This window comes from Mesobacillus persicus, assembly GCF_900109925.1.
In the GTDB taxonomy this organism is placed as follows: Bacteria; Bacillota; Bacilli; order Bacillales; family Cytobacillaceae; genus Mesobacillus_B; species Mesobacillus_B persicus.
Window position 1 is genome coordinate 58,960 of the sequence record NZ_FOBW01000008.1, and the last position, 16,367, is coordinate 75,326.

At 37.7% G+C, this 16,367-nt stretch carries 19 protein-coding genes and 1 pseudogene; 5 read left to right on the forward strand and 15 right to left on the reverse strand.

The window, feature by feature from the left end; genetic code table 11:
- Positions 1-227 precede the first annotated feature (227 nt).
- Both BMX30_RS12265 and BMX30_RS12275 read right to left on the reverse strand, forming a co-directional pair.
- Positions 228-698 carry an NUDIX domain-containing protein gene (locus BMX30_RS12265; RefSeq protein ID WP_090745805.1) on the reverse strand — a complete coding sequence of 157 codons (471 nt, stop codon included), beginning with the start codon at positions 696-698 and terminating at the stop codon, positions 228-230.
- Positions 699-1,556: 858 nt separating this feature from the next.
- The gene (locus BMX30_RS12275) at positions 1,557-2,771 is read right to left on the reverse strand and encodes an MFS transporter (RefSeq protein ID WP_090745812.1); all 1,215 of its coding nucleotides are present in this window, start codon (positions 2,769-2,771) and stop codon (positions 1,557-1,559) included.
- Between the two features lie 450 nt (positions 2,772-3,221).
- Here BMX30_RS12275 and BMX30_RS12280 point away from each other — a divergent pair, with 450 nt between their 5' ends.
- The 3 genes from BMX30_RS12280 (at position 3,222) to tatC (ending at position 5,698) form a co-directional block, all read left to right on the forward strand.
- On the forward strand, positions 3,222-4,649 hold the full coding sequence (locus tag BMX30_RS12280; RefSeq protein WP_090745817.1) for an alkaline phosphatase PhoX: 1,428 nt from the start codon (positions 3,222-3,224) through the stop codon (positions 4,647-4,649).
- Positions 4,650-4,676: 27 nt separating this feature from the next.
- The gene (locus BMX30_RS12285; protein WP_090745820.1) at positions 4,677-4,904 is read left to right on the forward strand and encodes a twin-arginine translocase TatA/TatE family subunit; all 228 of its coding nucleotides are present in this window, start codon (positions 4,677-4,679) and stop codon (positions 4,902-4,904) included.
- A gap of 68 nt (positions 4,905-4,972) precedes the next feature.
- Entirely contained in the window at positions 4,973-5,698 is a 726-nt protein-coding gene (gene tatC, locus BMX30_RS12290) for a twin-arginine translocase subunit TatC (RefSeq protein WP_090745824.1), read from the forward strand.
- Between the two features lie 809 nt (positions 5,699-6,507).
- On the opposite strand, the gene BMX30_RS12295 is transcribed toward tatC, so the two are convergent.
- Together BMX30_RS12295 and BMX30_RS12300 are read right to left on the reverse strand one after the other, a co-directional pair.
- Positions 6,508-6,864: a DMT family transporter gene (locus tag BMX30_RS12295; RefSeq protein WP_090745827.1), complete on the reverse strand. Its 357-nt coding sequence runs from the start codon at positions 6,862-6,864 to the stop codon at positions 6,508-6,510.
- 22 nt (positions 6,865-6,886) lie between these two features.
- Entirely contained in the window at positions 6,887-7,210 is a 324-nt protein-coding gene (locus BMX30_RS12300) for a DMT family transporter (protein WP_090745830.1), read from the reverse strand.
- A gap of 154 nt (positions 7,211-7,364) precedes the next feature.
- Here BMX30_RS12300 and BMX30_RS12305 point away from each other — a divergent pair, with 154 nt between their 5' ends.
- Positions 7,365-7,964: a TetR/AcrR family transcriptional regulator gene (locus tag BMX30_RS12305; protein ID WP_090745835.1), complete on the forward strand. Its 600-nt coding sequence runs from the start codon at positions 7,365-7,367 to the stop codon at positions 7,962-7,964.
- Between the two features lie 363 nt (positions 7,965-8,327).
- Here the strand turns inward: BMX30_RS12305 and BMX30_RS24265 are convergent.
- From BMX30_RS24265 to BMX30_RS12355, 11 genes and pseudogenes are all read right to left on the reverse strand, one after another.
- Positions 8,328-8,642 (reverse strand): annotated as a pseudogene (locus tag BMX30_RS24265) (type II toxin-antitoxin system PemK/MazF family toxin).
- A 12-nt stretch (positions 8,643-8,654) separates the two neighbouring features.
- Positions 8,655-8,852 (reverse strand): DUF2281 domain-containing protein, encoded by a 198-nt coding sequence (locus tag BMX30_RS12315; protein WP_090745840.1) that lies wholly within the window; start codon positions 8,850-8,852, stop codon positions 8,655-8,657.
- Positions 8,853-9,034: 182 nt separating this feature from the next.
- Positions 9,035-9,466, reverse strand: coding sequence for a hypothetical protein (locus BMX30_RS12320; RefSeq protein WP_090745842.1), 432 nt, complete (start codon positions 9,464-9,466; stop codon positions 9,035-9,037).
- A 122-nt stretch (positions 9,467-9,588) separates the two neighbouring features.
- A complete protein-coding gene (locus tag BMX30_RS24090; RefSeq protein ID WP_280139965.1) occupies positions 9,589-9,711 on the reverse strand; it encodes a hypothetical protein in 123 nt (40 codons plus the stop codon).
- 315 nt (positions 9,712-10,026) lie between these two features.
- A complete protein-coding gene (gene psiE / locus BMX30_RS12325) occupies positions 10,027-10,473 on the reverse strand; it encodes a phosphate-starvation-inducible protein PsiE (RefSeq protein ID WP_090745845.1) in 447 nt (148 codons plus the stop codon).
- A gap of 714 nt (positions 10,474-11,187) precedes the next feature.
- Positions 11,188-11,325: a hypothetical protein gene (locus BMX30_RS12330; protein WP_244532589.1), complete on the reverse strand. Its 138-nt coding sequence runs from the start codon at positions 11,323-11,325 to the stop codon at positions 11,188-11,190.
- The gene (locus BMX30_RS12335) at positions 11,322-11,621 is read right to left on the reverse strand and encodes a hypothetical protein (protein ID WP_090745848.1); all 300 of its coding nucleotides are present in this window, start codon (positions 11,619-11,621) and stop codon (positions 11,322-11,324) included. Before BMX30_RS12335 ends, BMX30_RS12330 begins: the two co-directional genes overlap by 4 nt.
- Before the next feature lie 264 nt (positions 11,622-11,885).
- Positions 11,886-12,476: a thermonuclease family protein gene (locus BMX30_RS12340; RefSeq protein ID WP_090745851.1), complete on the reverse strand. Its 591-nt coding sequence runs from the start codon at positions 12,474-12,476 to the stop codon at positions 11,886-11,888.
- Between the two features lie 42 nt (positions 12,477-12,518).
- Positions 12,519-13,037, reverse strand: a complete 519-nt coding sequence (locus BMX30_RS12345; protein ID WP_244532590.1) for a hypothetical protein — start codon at positions 13,035-13,037, stop codon at positions 12,519-12,521.
- Positions 13,015-14,283: a DnaB-like helicase C-terminal domain-containing protein gene (locus BMX30_RS12350; protein ID WP_090745857.1), complete on the reverse strand. Its 1,269-nt coding sequence runs from the start codon at positions 14,281-14,283 to the stop codon at positions 13,015-13,017. Before BMX30_RS12350 ends, BMX30_RS12345 begins: the two co-directional genes overlap by 23 nt.
- Positions 14,280-15,119, reverse strand: a complete 840-nt coding sequence (locus BMX30_RS12355; RefSeq protein WP_090745860.1) for a DnaD domain-containing protein — start codon at positions 15,117-15,119, stop codon at positions 14,280-14,282. Before BMX30_RS12355 ends, BMX30_RS12350 begins: the two co-directional genes overlap by 4 nt.
- 328 nt (positions 15,120-15,447) lie before the next feature.
- On the opposite strand from BMX30_RS12355, the gene BMX30_RS12360 reads away from it, so the two are divergent.
- Entirely contained in the window at positions 15,448-16,224 is a 777-nt protein-coding gene (locus BMX30_RS12360) for an RNA-guided endonuclease TnpB family protein (RefSeq protein ID WP_244532591.1), read from the forward strand.
- Positions 16,225-16,367 lie beyond the last annotated feature (143 nt).

The window sequence follows — 16,367 nt, forward strand, 5'->3', positions numbered from 1 at the left end:
TATTATCATATCCAAGGGTCATGTAACGAATCAAAATACTTATTGTGGTAATTTGGTTAGTTGGAGCAATCGATATAAATGGCTATATATAGAAACAAGTTGGAATTAGCTTATGAATAGCGCAGGCACGCCCTGAAGAGAAATCTTGTTTTACCTACGTGGTCCCTTGACAAGTCACAGTGACTTGTCACAATGCTAGTCTGTACAATCGTTACATCTGCCGCTCTTCATTCAAATGATTTATGCTGCATATCCGTATAAAAACGAGGTTTGTAGTCAGTAAAATAATTGGAAACAAGTTCTGGAACGGATCTTGATAAAACATTGTGTTCTTCCAATTCTTCTTTCGTATGATTCAACCAATAAAAGTGTAAATGATCTTCTTTGGAATAAGGTGTTGGATAAATCTTGCCTAACTCATCTTCTTTCATTTCAACCTCAAAGACATGTGAGATGCTGTGAAACACCTTCCCATGTTCCTCATAACTATCTTCCATTACTCCTACAAATCCCTTGATGGTTATCTCCTGAATTCCTAATTCCTCATATAACTCACGTTTAAGTGTATGTTCACAAGTCTCACCGAGTTCAACACCACCCCCAGGTAAAAATGAGTGTGCACCTTTAAGTTGTGCTATTAAAATTTCCCCTTGATATGGAATGACTGCTCTAGCAACATGTCGATAAATGATTTCCATTAGTACTCCCCCTCTTTGCTTTTAACGAACTTATAGCGAGAAGTCCCTTTCAAAATTTCAAATTAGTGGAGATAGGTCTTACAGACAAAGCATTCAATCTAAAGGAATATAATTTACCTAAGATTGTTCGCCAACTTGAGCGAGCTATTTTTTTGAAGGTGAATGGAAATTTTATGTTAAAATATTATTATAAGGATTGTGAACGAACGTGCAGGTTAGTTGAATAAATAAAGTTAAAATAGGTTTCTTATTGAATTAACGGGCTTTTGTAGAATAAGACAATACAAACAAACAAAAACGCTTGGATAATAAAATCATATTTAAGTAGTTTTTAATAGTACAACATTACCAAAATTTAAATGGGGGTTTATATGCAAAGAATTGACATCATAGAAAGTACTCAAATATTTATTTTAATCACAGGAGCTATTTATCTATTAATAGTAGGATTGACTGAAATAGTCCTTTCCGGACATTTACTTATGTTGATGATTACCTTAATGACTTTCTTTAGGGGGGTAGAAGCCTACAAGAAAGGGAAAATAATAATCAGTAGAATTATAATTATTATTAGTTTTATTTTTTTGAGCCTTCTTCTCTTTATTACATTTTTTTGAGCCTTCTTCCCTTTTTGTATGTTCCAACTACTGAATAGATTACACTAAAGTAACGGCTATAGTTGAATAAGACAATCTTAAAAGCAGAACGCTTGGATTATAATATCCAAGCGTTTTTTTGTATGCTATTTATACTGTTGTTTATTGTGGTAATTCTATTTCGTTTTGGTGTAATAATAAAGCTGTTTTTTACATTTTCTCCACAGTATCGGAACTACTTAGTCTACAACCCAATCCCTTTTTATATTTGCCCTATTGTCCCTTTGACATTGTTCGTTTCAAACCGTTTATAATGAACCATTGACACGATCCCAAGAATCGGTCCAATTGCTAAACAGGCGAAGACCCATTCCCAACCAACTACTCTCTGAATAATTGGAATTAGATTGATAGAAAAGATCGTGATGAGGAACCCAATGCACATTTGAAAAGTAAGCGCTGTTCCTACATACTCAACGTCTGCTACTTCTGAAACTGCGGCAGAAAACTGGGCAGAATCTGAGATAACAGACATTCCCCAAATAATTGATAGGATGAGAGTTAACCAGATCGATTGCCCAAATGTGAAACCGATTAAGATACAGCAAATTGCACTGATCAACATTGAAATGATTGTTAAATTGGCTCTTCCAATTCTATCAGAGACTAAGCCACCTACGACACAGCCAATTCCCCCTGCAATTCCGATGGTTATAAAAGAGGCTAAGGCAATGAACCAAGGAGAAATGCCTGGTGCATAGCTTGTAAAACTAACGGTCAAAAAAATTGGAATCCAAGTCCACATCGCATACAATTCCCACATATGCCCAAAGTAGCCATAGTTCGCAAGCATCACTGGTTTATTCGATACGACCTTTTTGATTAGTTTTAAGGAAAAAGGTAATTTCTTTGTCTCTACTGGAGCATCTTCTAAAAGCCAATTAACAATGAGCGCTGCAAACAGTGCCAATAGTGAACTACAAATAATTACTAATCGCCAATTTAAAGACGATGTGAACATTACAATAAAATGTGGCAAAGAGGACCCAAGAGTTAACGAGGCTATTAAGATTCCGATCGCAAGGCCACGTTTTTTGGGAAACCATTGGGATAAAATTTTCACAGCGGTCGGATATACACCTGCGAGTGAAACACCCGTTAAAATCCTAAGGAGGATTCCGAAAAAAGCATGATCGACTAGGATAAGAGAGACGTTCAATAGTGCCCCTAGAAACGCTGAAAGTGCAAGAACCTTCCGGGGGTTATAACGGTCGGCGATCCCGAAATAAGAACTAACTAATGCACCTATCACAAAACCAATGGGGACTGAAGCAGACAACCATGCTTCTGAGTTGGAGCTCAGATTCCATACTTGAATAAGTTCGGGCGCGATAACCGAAGCACTAAACCACAAGCTTAATGCGCATAATTCAGCTAACCCAATCCATGCTAACGCTTTCCAGGACCCTTGAATCATCCTATCTCCCCTTCTTAATAAACCATAATATTATAATTATACTTAATCTCTAATCAATAATATTCTCGTTTCTGCTGTACTATAGCCACTATAGTTAACCTAACAGAGTAATAAGTTGGTTCTTTCTAGTAGTTTTCTTATAAATTAACAAGAACTTTACAAAAAGAGAACATTCAATTTACTTTATTTTCATGCTCCCTTACCTACTTCATGGTTCATTTATCCTGATTTTCATTTCGAAACTTAATTAATTCCTACTTTCCTCAATGAAATAAAGAATTCCATCTCCCTTTTCCTTAAAAAATCCACCTTTATACCTATTTTAAATATTCACACTATTTTTACAGTCCCTTAACTCGTAATTAAACTTCATCCTTTAACTTAGTAAACAGATGAACCACATATGTTTTTAACATCCTAGTAAACAATTAAATTTTAGGAGGCAGACAAATGGAAAAGAACGGTTTGAACAGAAGAGATTTTTTAAAGGTTGGTGGAATGAGTACCCTTGCATTGACTTTAGGCACGACAGGTCTTTTATCTGTAGATGGACAAACTACAGCTTCTGCAGCTGGGAGAGCCAATAATCCAACGAGCGGCTTTGGTGGATATGGTCCTTTAGTTCCGGATCCGGATGGAATTCTTGATCTTCCAAGAGGCTTCCATTACAAAATCATTTCTAGAGAAGGCGAACGGATGACAGACGGAAGCAAAATCCCTGGAATGTTTGATGGAATGGCGGCTTTTGAAGGACCGAACAATACAACGGTTCTTGTGCGTAATCACGAGATATCTGGTGGTCCAGCCTTTGGAAAAAATCCTTTTGATGCAAATGCTGGTGGCGGTACATCTGCTCTAGTTGTAGGTTCAAATCGAGAGGTAATGAAAGAATATGTCACCTCTTCAGGGACGATCCGGAATTGTGCTGGTGGAGCAACACCTTGGGGCACTTGGCTCACTTGTGAAGAAAACCGTTCTGAGGGACACGGATATGTATTTGAAGTCGATCCACAGCAACCAGAAAACGAATTGTCCAGAACACCGATTAAGGAAATGGGACGTTTCTCTCACGAAGCTTGTGCCATTGATCCTTCAACAGGATTTGTCTATTTAACTGAAGATTCGAACCCAAGCTACCTTTACCGTTTTATTCCAAATGATATCAGCCAAAAACCAGGTTCGTTACAAAAAGGCGGTACCCTTTATGCGGCGGCGATTGAAGCGGCAACTGACCCAGCTGCAAGCAACTTTAAAACAGGACAAACATTTAAGATTGTTTGGAAGAAAGTCAATCCGCATTGGTGCCGTGAAGAAGCGAATGAACAAAACTGCATTAAGTTCTCAAGACTAGAAGGAGCGTTCTTCCAGGAGGGGGTTTTCTGGTTCGATGATACTTCTGCTGGGGAGAAAAAACTTGGACGCGTTTATCGCTATGTTCCTCACACCAATACACTGGAGCTATTCTATGAAGGAAATGATGCACAACAAATGGAATATCCGGATAATATTTGCTGTACTCCTTGGGGCGACCTTTGGTTTGTAGAAGATGGTGCTGGCCAGGATCGGATTATGGGGATTACCCCTGAAGGAAAGGTCTATCCTTTTGCCGCCAACGCTTTAAATAATAATGAGTTTGCAGGCCCAACCTTCTCACCAGATGGAAAAACGCTTTTTGTCAATATCCAAACTCCAGGCATCACCTTTGCCATTTGGGGACCGTTCGAGCGTAGAAACGCCGCGCGCGCAAGAGAAATGTCTTTTGCTGCTCCTACAAATCTTGTACCACAAGTTTCAGAAAAAGTGGCTAAGGTTGCCAAGGAGCAGGGTATGTCCATTCTCGAAGCGGCAGCCTTTGAGCGCCACGGAATTAACTTATAAAACTCTCACCTATAAGGAGGTTTAAACATGCTACAAAACATCGGAATTCCTGGATTAATTCTCTTATTGGTCCTGGCTCTCATTATCTTCGGCCCTTCAAAACTGCCTGAAGTAGGTAGAGCCTTCGGAACAACCTTAAAGGAATTTAAAAAAGCAACCCGTGAATTAGTAAGTGGTGACGATACCCCAGCAAAACCGGAAGAAAAAACAACACTACATACAGTTGATCAACATAACAAAAAAACAGGAAGCTAATGGAGAGAGAGATGTAGGTAATCCTATTGCGCCTACATCTCTCTTTTTTATGAAAGGAGGTTACCTAAATGGAAAAAGATGCAATGCAACTCACGGATCATTTAGCGGAATTACGTAAACGGATAATGATTACACTACTGATTTTTATCCTAGCTGTCATTGGATCTCTCGTGTTTGTCGAGGACCTTTATCATTATTTAGTTAGGGATTTAGATGGGAAATTAGCTTTGCTCGGTCCTGGGGATATTTTATGGGTTTATATGGTCATTGCCACTGTTTTTGCCGTTGCTTTTACAATTCCTGTAGCTGCCTATCAAGTCTGGAAGTTCATAAAACCAGCGCTATCTAAGGAAGAACAACGAGCCACCTTACTGTTTATTCCAGGTTTATCGATTCTATTTATTCTAGGGATATCGTTTGGGTATTTTGTTCTATTTCCATTAGTTCTCTCTTTTTTATTAGAGATCGCTGGAAACCAATTTGAAACATTCTTCACAGCAGAAAAGTATTTTCAATTCATGCTTCATCTAACTCTTCCTTTTGGTTTTTTATTTGAAATGCCTGCGGTCATCATGTTCCTTACCAGGCTAGGAATTGTCAGCCCAGAAAAGCTAGTAAAAGGAAGAAAGATTGCTTATTTTTTGCTCGTTGCCATCTCTGTATTCATCACACCACCTGACCTGATCTCCGATGTTTTAGTTATTATTCCTTTATTTATTTTGTATGAAGTAAGTATTTCACTTAGCAAAATCGTCTATAAAAAACGAGTTTCTACCGAAGCTTCTGTAGCATAAGAAGGAGGAATTTGAATGGTGGCGTGATACATGAAGTTTTTGTTGCGTAGTTTTTGTAGAAAAGGCGGCTACTTTATAAGTAACGTTTTAATACAAAAATTGAATTAGCACACCATTAGCAGTCCTATTCGCAACTGAATTAGACTGCTTCTTTTATATATGAGGTTAATGAAATAAACGGGAAATGCGCCCTGAATTTTGAACCCCTTTTAACATGGGTGTCATAGGGTTTTGTTGGCATGAAAATTCGCATGCTATTGGTTAGACCAATTGGTGTGCTACAAATGATTTTAACTAGCAAGGGGTGCGTGTTATGTCTGAAAGGCAGATAACAAAGCAGACATTCTTTCTTATCCTTAATTGAGTAACTTCTGATTGTTTAAATAAGGGGAGTTTTTCCCCCTAAGGCAAAGCAAAAAGGTCCATTTTCATGTTTTTCTAGTAAATAGCGGGAATCTTTCCCTCTATTTAATCTATTTTTCGTGCTATTTCCTTAATAAGAGGAATTTCTCCCCTTATTTTAGTGGCTAATTCACTTGAATTTATTGAAAATCCTAAATTCACTAACCGGCGCTTATCTGGGATAAAAAAAGCTTGGAACATAGATGTCTCCAAGCTTTTTTCTTTTCTGATTTACTTACCAATTGCTTTTTATTTTGGTGCGAATTACTTTATAAATGCAAGGTTCATTCATATTTTGTACTTCAGAACAGAACCCGTTCCTTTATAAGTGATCGCCTTTAAAATTGCACAATAGGCTGGCAGAATTACAGATTCATGATTAAAGATTCTATGGGATCCCCCGGAGATTAGGAAACTTTTGCAGAAGGCACTCTTCCTGTTTCAACCTCTTTCGTAGAGTTCAAGATAATGACTCCACCGATAATCATTAGTAATCCAATGCTCTTCAAAGTGGTTACCGCTTCACCCCATAGGACCACACCTAATAAAGCTGTCAAAACGGTGCCTCCCGCAGCCCAAATGGCATAAGCTAAACTCAATGGAAGCGTTCTTAAACATAAAGATAAAAAGTAAAAAGAAATCGCATAACCAAACATTAAACCTAAAGTCGGATATAAATTTGTAAATCCTTCTGACAATTTAAGCATGGTTGTGGCGAAAACCTCTGTAATGATTGATATTGTCAAATAAATAACGCCCTTCATACATCATCCTCTTTCTACAGGGTTAATGGCCTCCATTTACGTTCAATAGAATGACACCACTTAAAATAAAAATAAACCCAGTTAACTTTTTTCTATTAAACTTCTCTTTGTACACAATCATACCGACCAATGCAGTTAGGGCTGTTGCTACTCCTGCCCAAATGGCATAAGCAATTCCAATTGGTATCGTTTTTAATGAAATAGATAAGAGATAAAAGGATACCCCGTATCCAACTATTACGGCTAGAGTGGGTAAAAGATTTTTAAAGCCATTAGCGACTTTAAGCATAGAAGTTGCAAACACTTCGCTTACAATGGATACAGCCAATAGTAAATAAGCACTCAAAGGACATTCCTCACTTTTTATAGATTTGTGATTAGTAAATTTTTAAACTATAATTCACTCATGATAAGAAGATTCTACTGTTATTTTTAATTAAGTCAATTGACTTAAAAACATTGTAATACAACTGACTTATTAAATCAAGGGAGTTTTAATATTGCCAAAGAAAATAGATCATGCTCAAAGAAAAGATCATATTATAGAAGCAATGTTTCGGATCATTCATCATTCAGGTTTCGAAAAAGCTACGTTACGTGAGATTGCCAAAGAAGCAGATTTATCTTTAGGTTCTGTCCAATATTTTTTTCCAAAACAAAAAGACATCTATATGTTTGCAATGGATGTCATCTATCAAAGATTTGAGGAAAGAATGCAAAAGGTCATAGAGGTAAATCAGGAGGTATTTGAACACGCCGTACGGATGATCAAGCAGATTGTTCAAGCCAATACAGAAGAAGAACGAATGGAAAATGATATCTGGATGAAGTTTTCCATCATGGCAACAATGAACCCAGAATACCATGCGACAAAAGATCGATTTCGAGAAGTAAACCTTAATTTTGCCAAAGATGTCTTGATGTTACTACATAAAAATGAGTACATTCATGCTCCGATTGATATCGAGAAAAGCGCCAATACATTAACGATCTTCATCCACGGCTTAGTGTTTGAATCTGTCATTTATCCCAATTTATACAACGATACTGAGATAGAGAAAGAAATCAGAGAATATTTACGAATGGTCTGTGACAATTAATTAGGCATAGTTGGCATCAATTCAAATGGTAATGATGCCCCTATTGGTCTTAATAAGATAAGAGCAATAAGGGTTTATTTGATTTGGTGTTTTACTGAAGCATCTAGTTACTAGTAGAAATTTACAACGTAAATACTTTTAAAATAAAAAAAGCCTAATCCCTGCTTATTTTTAACGAGGAATTAGACTAATGATTTTCAAAATAGTTCTAGTTTCTATTGCATAGTATGGTTGTACGGTGCAACAAAAGATCCTGTATTGATTGCAAGCTATTGTTAAACTAAAGCCACCGTTAATTTAAGTACACTATTTAAGAACCAAAAAGGACTGCTTATAGCAGCCCATCTAGTCTAGATTTATTTGCTATTTTATTAACTCTTGTACTTTAGTTCGAACACTATTCAATACTTCTGTGTTCACTTTTCCAAATCTTTTTCTGATGATTCTTTTTGAAAGTGTATAAACTTTGTCTGCTCTCACTGCTGATGTAACTTTAAGAGTACCTTCGTCTAAGTCTTTTTCTTTAATCATGACTGATTAATCAAGGTCTTTTAATTGTGATGTAATAGCGACAACCAGAATATCATCAGTCATTTGGTTATAATCATCATTTGAAATAATGAGAGCAGGACTTTGTTTTCTATTCGTTAAATCACTGAACGGAACTGGAATTAAAATATATCACCTTGTTTATGCATCATTCCAAACCTCATCATCTATATCATTTTCCCAAAAATCTATGCTACTTTCACTCGCTTTTGTTAAATCTTGAGATAAACTTTTTTCTTTTTTCGCTTTTAAATATTCAGCAAAGTCTAAGATTTTATCGACTTCTTGCTCTGGAATTTCATCAATAATTTTAAGTAATCGTTCCTTAGCAGTATTCATGATGTTCATCACCTCTTTCATGAATATTTTATCTAATTATACCATCTGGGATTACTTCATACTATTTGTGTTTAATAAAGCTGCTTCGTAAACACAATAAACAATAGAGACTGCCATCGTATACTCCTTTTACCGCTCTTGCACCCGTTACTTTAGTTGCAAATCTGCACAATCTTTTATATTTAGGCAGTCTTAATCGTTTTACCGTCACTTGTCATACTGAAAAAATTGAGAATTAGTATATAAAACGGAAAGACTATCAATCCTCCAATCGCTAAAAGACCAGTAACAGGATTAGGGCCGTCACCGCCATAAGTTATCGGAAATAAGGATGCGAATAAATAAATAAAAAGAACAAAATAGGGTGCCCACAAGATGCCTGTCCAAAAGTTTGCCTTTCGCTCACCCAACCATTTTTTTGTTAAGAAAACGAGTAATATTGTACCACCTATAATTTCAATGATTAACGTTACACCAGTCAAAATATTAACTGTACCAATTTCCCAATTTGTTATTCTGCTAATTCTATACACATTTAACATAAGTTCAAGTGGAATAAATAACATAAGAGCGTATAGGATACTAACAACATTTAATTTCAAGAAATATTTCATTAAATAAGCCCCCAGTAAATAATTATCTCTTGCTCCACTCTTCTGCTTCGTTACTTCACTAAGGAAAAGTATTAAAACAATTTTCGGTATAAAAGCAGAGTATTAAATTTCTCCTAAGAATTTCATAGTTTTTTTCGCATTCCATTTTCTTTCAGATATATTTTCCAAAAACCCACAAAACATATTGCCCCAATTATTTTTACTATAATATTACCTAATATAGAGTTATCAACGGTAATACCCATAAAAAGACCTCCCATAAGTAATAGAAAAAAGCTAAATAAAATTCTCATCATTTCTCCAATCTTTATTTACATTATTAAACGATTTATATAAATGTTCTATAATAGAAAGAATTAATCCTTCTTGAACAATCCTGCTCCGTTAGTTTAAGTGAAAAACTTCACAATTTTAAATTGTTGTTACTCAGTAATGGTCTATTAAGAAGGACCAAATGGGGTCAAGATCCCGCTGAAGTAACGCTTTACTCCACCGGGGGACTGACCCCAAAATTCAAAATTCAAAATTGTATGCATTTTCTATTAGAGCTTGGGTGAGAATTACTCTTCCTTCCCCCTATTCAACAAAGCATTTACCTCGGGTCTTTCGCGTGGTGTAATATTCATAATGAAATAGCCAATAATGAGCACCAATATCACAAGTGAATAGACTAGCGTGTCTATGGGTTGATCATAGTCAACAATGATTAATCTTACCATTGCCGTAATACCAATATACAAAAAGTATCTTAATGGAAAATGGTAATCCTCTTTGAAGTATTTTACGATCATTGCAATAAATTCAAAGTATAGGAAAAAGATAAGAATTCTTGCTAGAAATTCCTTATAATCATTAACACCAGCTGTCCATAATATGTTAGAGAAAGCGAATAACTCTTGGACTAATAAAAATGAGAGAATTCCCGCTAAGAAGAGAAGAGACACATTCAAAATGATTTGAAAAAACTTGGGAGCCACTTTTAATACGTATTCGAACTTTCTTCTCATTTTAAAACCCCTTTTCTTTCTTTTTAATCAAAAACACAGCCTTTAAACGAGATTCATTCTCCAAATAATCCCATAAAATCCGTGGTTATTATCCAGCTTACTAAGGAACCAATCACAGGATTTAAAAGACAATATGTTCCATTTTAGACTTCATTTATATTATTAACCTTACTTTTATTATCTTTCAAAAATAAACATCATAAAAGTACGATCATTATTGATAAAAGAAAAAAATGGGTCGATACTCTTAGTAAATAATTCATTCCTTTCTGAAAGCTAGTTATATTATAAAACAGAAAGAAAAAATTCTCATAAATAGCTACTACGCAGGAGGACTTAGGGATCGTTCGCTGTCACAAATCACATATATATATAAATTCCTTACCATTCTCACTCTGTAACAGTTCGAAAACGACAACCGTAATAAAGGCGCTTACTAATTAGTTGGCGGCTTTTCTCTCATATAGCAACTTAGGGCTTCAATCTTTGACTCGTTTCAAGTGACGGAATTTGGAAGGAAAATGGGGTCAGATTCCACTGAAGTAACCCTTTACTCCACCGGGGGACTGACCCCCAAAATTCCCGACTAACCATCAGTGGGGGATAAGGGCCCCCACTGATGGAAGTCTTCTATATGGTTAAATGACAGGATGGCTACAATCAGACTTTCAAAAGCGATTGCCATCATTAGTAAAATAGCCATACACAGGACACTTATCTAATTCCAACTGTAACAGTTTTTTCTCTCGTGACCCTTGTGAGAAGGGTTCTCCCTCCTTGTCCAAGGATTTCATCTGCCGCTCTCAAGATTACTTTTATTTCTTCATCAGATAACCGATCCTGATTCTTCAAAATGGCAAACCCTCCAAATCCACTGAAATGATAGACTCTTTCTCTAACTTTTTCCTCTCAGCTTTCCATTTGTTTGGAGTGGCTTTTACAGATAAGACTTTCCCAAACTTTTCCTCATACAAACCACGAACCCACCATTTTACTGGCGCTTTCCATTTTTGATCAGGTGTAGGGATGTTTTTCAATAGACTCCTAGGCGTCAATCCCAATTCCTTCGCCATTTGAAGATCAGCTTCGTTTAGCTGACATCGCTTTTTCGCATCTTTCCAAGCTTCCTGATTTTTCTTGTTCCCCACTAATACATCCTCCCGTTGTCCTGTCTTGCTATGATTTTAGATTCTAGCAAACTTCACACATGAATTCTACATAAAAAGGGACTGGGTTTATCGTACCCAAATCCCTTTAAAACTTGTTTAATACATAGAGATAGAATTAGTATTGATGGGTCCGTACCTTGTAACTCCCTAAACCTTAGAGTAATTTATGTCCAAATAGAATTGCCGAGCATGTTTAGCCAGTTCTCTACTAATCACTTTGTTACAACACGTATTTAGTCCGACCTACGTAATAAAATCAAAATCCCCAGTCGTCGTCCCCTTGCCTCCAAACCTCCACAAGCCCACTTTTTGCCCCCGTGCCTCGCGGGCAAATTGCCGAAAATAAGGGCTGAATTTTACATCTGGCGGAAAAGTGGAGGGTTCGGCGTAGCCTTTCAAGATTAGTTCAGCGTTAAACATTTTCAAGCGAATTTCATTTTCAGAATAGTTATCTGGTTGTTCTACCCAGACAATCCGGAGCAATCTTCCATATCGGTCTCGTTCAGACAGGTCTTTTTGTAACCAGACGGTTCTTCCAGCTAGCTGTTCTTGGGTATAGTTTCGTGCTTCTTTTCCGTACACTTCGTTTTTATAAGTAGACTCTGGGGTGTTAATTCCAATTAAGCGCACCCTTTGACGGTTGGTTAGTTCAATCGTGTCGCCATCGATTGCCCGCTGGACGATTGCAGCTTGAAAAGAAGAGAACTCCGTAGGACTTTGCACCACAGGCTGGTCTTTATCCTGATTCCTAGATTGAGCGGAATACTCTAAATGATCCGGCGTTATTTCTGGAGGATCATTAGGATGTGTGAGAAGAGCACTTTTAGTTGACATAATAATATTATCATATCCTCTGAATGTCGTGTTTAGGTAAAGCTAGTACCTCTCAAAATGACCTGCTATTGCAGGGAACTTCTCAAATTCACTTTTTAGCGCCCGAAATGTGATGACTTCCTTGCCCCTGCTCATCTCGTAGTCTAGTGAAAGCTCGTGACAATTTAAAGGACGCTGACGAAACGTATAGGTGTAATAGTCAACCGCTGCTTGCCGGCTTGCCGCAAAGATGAAAATGAATGTTTTATCATTCTTTTTTAACGAGTACACATTGATTTTCTGAAATCCTAACGCATTCTGACGAATCATTTCTGTTACTTTCTGCATGTCCGCCCTTTCAAAGTCGAGGACCGATAGTGAATCCTCCAAACTAACCTTCCGTTCTGTGATTAAGTGATGGATCAAATGTGCCAACGCCGATTCCTCGTACATGACCGCGTCAAGGTATACATCCTTCACCAACATGTGTCCGGCTCCACCTCTGCTAGCATGTTTGCTTGTACTCTCTGTACATAAGGGAATCATCATCATGATTCCGTTAAGATGAAACCTTCGTTTCATTACTTTCAGGCAAATCCTCAATCTTACCTGTACATTCGTTATATTTCGCCATAACTGTCCCGACTGGACCGTTGCGGTTTTTGCACACAATCAACTCTAGCATCGGGTTTCCTTCACTCTGGTCGTAATATTTTTCACGATAAAGGAAAACAATCAGATCGGCATCCTGCTCCACGCTTCCGGATTCACGAATATCGGACATCATCGGTCGTTTATTCATTCGACTTTCAACATTACGGTTGAGCTGTGCTAAACACACGACTGGGCAAGAAAACTCTTTAGCCATTGCTTTTAGGCTTTTTGAAATTTCTGTCACCTGCATATGAGAGTTTCCAGCATCCTTGTGACTTGTCCCAATTAAGGTCAAATAGTCGATAAAAATAATCGGTTTCTTCATTGGAAATTGGTGAATCATCTTACGGGTTTTCGCTCTCATTTCCGCAACGGTTTGGCTTGCGCCATCAAAAATTTGAATAGTGGTCTTATTCAGACTTCCTATAATACTTGGCCATCGATCCTTCTGACTTTGACTTAATAGCAGCTTCGGGTTCCGCATTTTCACCCGATTGAAGCCTCCTGTAGAAGCAATTAGTCTCGAGGTGATCGATTTCTCAGGCATTTCTAAGGAAAAGAGCAACGGAAGGTAGCCTGCCCATCCTGCAGCCTTTGCAAAATGAAGCATGACATCCGTTTTCCCCATCGAAGGCCGTGCCGCAAGAATGGTCACTTCACCATCCTGAAAGCCACTCGTCATGACATCAAGCTGTTTTATGCCTGTTGTCGCACTTATAGATAACTCAACCTCCTGCCACGGGGCCTCATACACGTCTGCTAAAGCCTGGGTGATGGACTTATGGTCCTCTAACCTGACTTCGTTAATTTTATCTAGCTTAGAAATTACTTGGCTAATTTCCCAATCATGGCTAGCTGCAAGAGTTAAGATATTTTTCTTTTCACGTTCCTTCCATGCTTCGAGGACCAATTTCTCGATTTCGTGAAATTTCTCAACATCCGCATGAGCTTGTAGTTCATTTAGATAGGACATTCCTCCAAAGGCATCAAGGTTGTTCTTAAACGACATCGTAATTAAAAAATCGTTCCCCTTGCCTGAAATATTAAACTCAATCATCTGTTGCATGATTTCTCGGTTACGTGTTTCCGCTAAATGCTGTGGTCGGATAACCGTATCTTGGATCAAATAACTTGCCTTCATCAAGCACCCTAAGAAGGCCTTTTCTCCCATCATCCTTCCTCATCCTCCCCAGCACAGAGATCCAATTTAAATAGACTCGGGATCGATCTTCCTGTACTCTCACATGACTGTTTCCGTTTTTTCGGTAGTCGTTCTGTAAAAGCAAGCTGTGCTGCGTGAACTTCATTTACGGTCTGATATCCTTTACCGGCCCAATCACGAAGGATGGCTTCGATATACTTCCAGTTTCTTGATCCATTTTCCACCGCTTGTTTCATCGCCTCGATGACGAGTTCCTCCGACAAGTCCTCACACCATCTCAGAATTTTTTCCGAGATATAAGCACCAATCGTGCCGAACCCATTTTGTTCGAAAAACCGGAATGGATTCTCTCCGTCAGTGCGCATTTCTTTTACTTCTTCTTTCTCTGAAGTAATCTCTGGTAATGGTGTGCTCAACATTGTTTCTTCAGCTGGGCAGTTCGAATCCTCGTAGGACTCATCTTGAACATTTCGAACGCTCACTTCCTCTTCATTTTGAACAACAGAGGATCGAAATCCTTCACCGTTGATGGCTTCTAATGCCTCATAATTAATGCGGTACCATTTTGTTTTATCTAATTTCAATCGATTAAAGTTTCCTGACAGAATTAATTTCTCTTGTTCAAGCTTTGAGATGATTCGGCGAATCGTGCTGATGGACCAGAATGGAAACTGTACTTTCCAGCCTTCATAGGTGTTATACACCCAGTGATGTCCATCATGAGTATGTTTGCTTTCGTTCAGCCAATAAAAAAGCTGCTGAAGAAAAATCGTTTCATTCAAGCCAATCCTCGTCGCTAACTTCGGTAATACCAACATCGGTGTTTCATTGCACAATAATCTACTCATTCTTATAGCCCTCCTTATGACCAAACCACGTTTCCGTTTGAAATGACCTTCCACCTTTTAAATATGCTTTTCGATTCATTTAGGACAGGCCATTTGTAAAAAAATAGACAAGTTGCTGTTCAAATCCTAAGAAGTCTTACAGATTTTCCGAACGGGAAAGCCCATGCAGGTCGCAGACCGTCTTTAGACAAGGGATGATAGTGAGGTCAAATGCGGAGTACCACTTTTAACCGTAAGGTTTTGTGGTGCTTGAAGTATTTGAAAATTTCACTATCTTTATTTTTGCACACTAGTTGCAGTTATTATAATAAACTAATACAATATAGTCATGGAAGAATATAGAAGAACAAAGACAACTGTATCATTGATTAACTATCATTTTGTATTTTGTCCTCGCTATCGGAGGAAGATATTTCTTGATTCTAAAGTCGAGCTTAAACATAAGTTAGGAACACTACGTATCACGAAAAAGTCAGATAAATGGATCGCACAAATTTCTGTCAGTATACCTACTACTCAAAAAACAGGATTGAAAGTCATGGGAGTAGATTTAGGGCTAAAAGTACCTGCTGTTGCAGTGACTGATGACGAAAAAGTGGGTTTCTTTGGTAATGGCAGACAGAATAAATACAAAAAGAGAAAGTTTCGTTCTGTTCGAAAAGCATTAGGCACAAAGAAAAAAATAAATGCTATCCGCAATTCAAAAGACAAGGAACAGCGTTGGATGGAAGATCAAGACCACAAAGTGAGTCGTGCGATTGTTAATTTTGCTAAAGAAAATAAAATCTCTGTCATTCGTTTAGAACGACTAGCGAATATAAGACAGACGACAAGAACCAGTCGTAAAAACGAAAAGAATTTGCACACATGGTCATTCTATCGTCTATCTCAATTCATTGAGTACAAAGCCGAGTTAGAAGGCATTAAAGTCGAATATGTTAATCCTGCATATACAAGTCAGACATGCCCTAAGTGTTCTGGTAAGAATAAAGCACAAGACAGAAAATACAAGTGCAAATGCGGATTAGAGAAACATAGAGACATAATTGGTGCTATGAATATTCGATATGCACCTGTGGTTGATGGTAATAGTCAATCAGCCTAAGATGCTATACGCACTGTCTTAGGAGGGGTAATGAGATGCCCTCACCTTGAGGATTGTTCAAAACAGAAATGGACTGCGAACGCTTAGTCACTCAAGAATCCCACCCGTTAAACCGTAAGGTTTAGGGCTTGCGTCTTTAGACG

What these genes read in the sequence shown, in the direction of transcription:
- BMX30_RS12265 (WP_090745805.1), bottom strand. Translation starts at nt 698, where the DNA reads ATGGAAATCATTTATCGACATGTTGCTAGAGCAGTCATTCCATATCAA.
- BMX30_RS12275 (WP_090745812.1), bottom strand. Translation starts at nt 2,771, where the DNA reads ATGATTCAAGGGTCCTGGAAAGCGTTAGCATGGATTGGGTTAGCTGAA.
- BMX30_RS12280 (WP_090745817.1), top strand. Translation starts at nt 3,222, where the DNA reads ATGGAAAAGAACGGTTTGAACAGAAGAGATTTTTTAAAGGTTGGTGGA.
- BMX30_RS12285 (WP_090745820.1), top strand. Translation starts at nt 4,677, where the DNA reads ATGCTACAAAACATCGGAATTCCTGGATTAATTCTCTTATTGGTCCTG.
- tatC (WP_090745824.1), top strand. Translation starts at nt 4,973, where the DNA reads ATGGAAAAAGATGCAATGCAACTCACGGATCATTTAGCGGAATTACGT.
- BMX30_RS12295 (WP_090745827.1), bottom strand. Translation starts at nt 6,864, where the DNA reads ATGAAGGGCGTTATTTATTTGACAATATCAATCATTACAGAGGTTTTC.
- BMX30_RS12315 (WP_090745840.1), bottom strand. Translation starts at nt 8,852, where the DNA reads ATGAATACTGCTAAGGAACGATTACTTAAAATTATTGATGAAATTCCA.
- BMX30_RS12320 (WP_090745842.1), bottom strand. Translation starts at nt 9,466, where the DNA reads ATGAAATATTTCTTGAAATTAAATGTTGTTAGTATCCTATACGCTCTT.
- BMX30_RS24090 (WP_280139965.1), bottom strand. Translation starts at nt 9,711, where the DNA reads ATGGGTATTACCGTTGATAACTCTATATTAGGTAATATTATAGTAAAA.
- psiE (WP_090745845.1), bottom strand. Translation starts at nt 10,473, where the DNA reads ATGAGAAGAAAGTTCGAATACGTATTAAAAGTGGCTCCCAAGTTTTTT.
- BMX30_RS12340 (WP_090745851.1), bottom strand. Translation starts at nt 12,476, where the DNA reads ATGTCAACTAAAAGTGCTCTTCTCACACATCCTAATGATCCTCCAGAA.
- BMX30_RS12345 (WP_244532590.1), bottom strand. Translation starts at nt 13,037, where the DNA reads ATGAAACGAAGGTTTCATCTTAACGGAATCATGATGATGATTCCCTTA.
- BMX30_RS12350 (WP_090745857.1), bottom strand. Translation starts at nt 14,283, where the DNA reads ATGATGGGAGAAAAGGCCTTCTTAGGGTGCTTGATGAAGGCAAGTTAT.
- BMX30_RS12355 (WP_090745860.1), bottom strand. Translation starts at nt 15,119, where the DNA reads ATGAGTAGATTATTGTGCAATGAAACACCGATGTTGGTATTACCGAAG.
- BMX30_RS12360 (WP_244532591.1), top strand. Translation starts at nt 15,448, where the DNA reads ATGGAAGAATATAGAAGAACAAAGACAACTGTATCATTGATTAACTAT.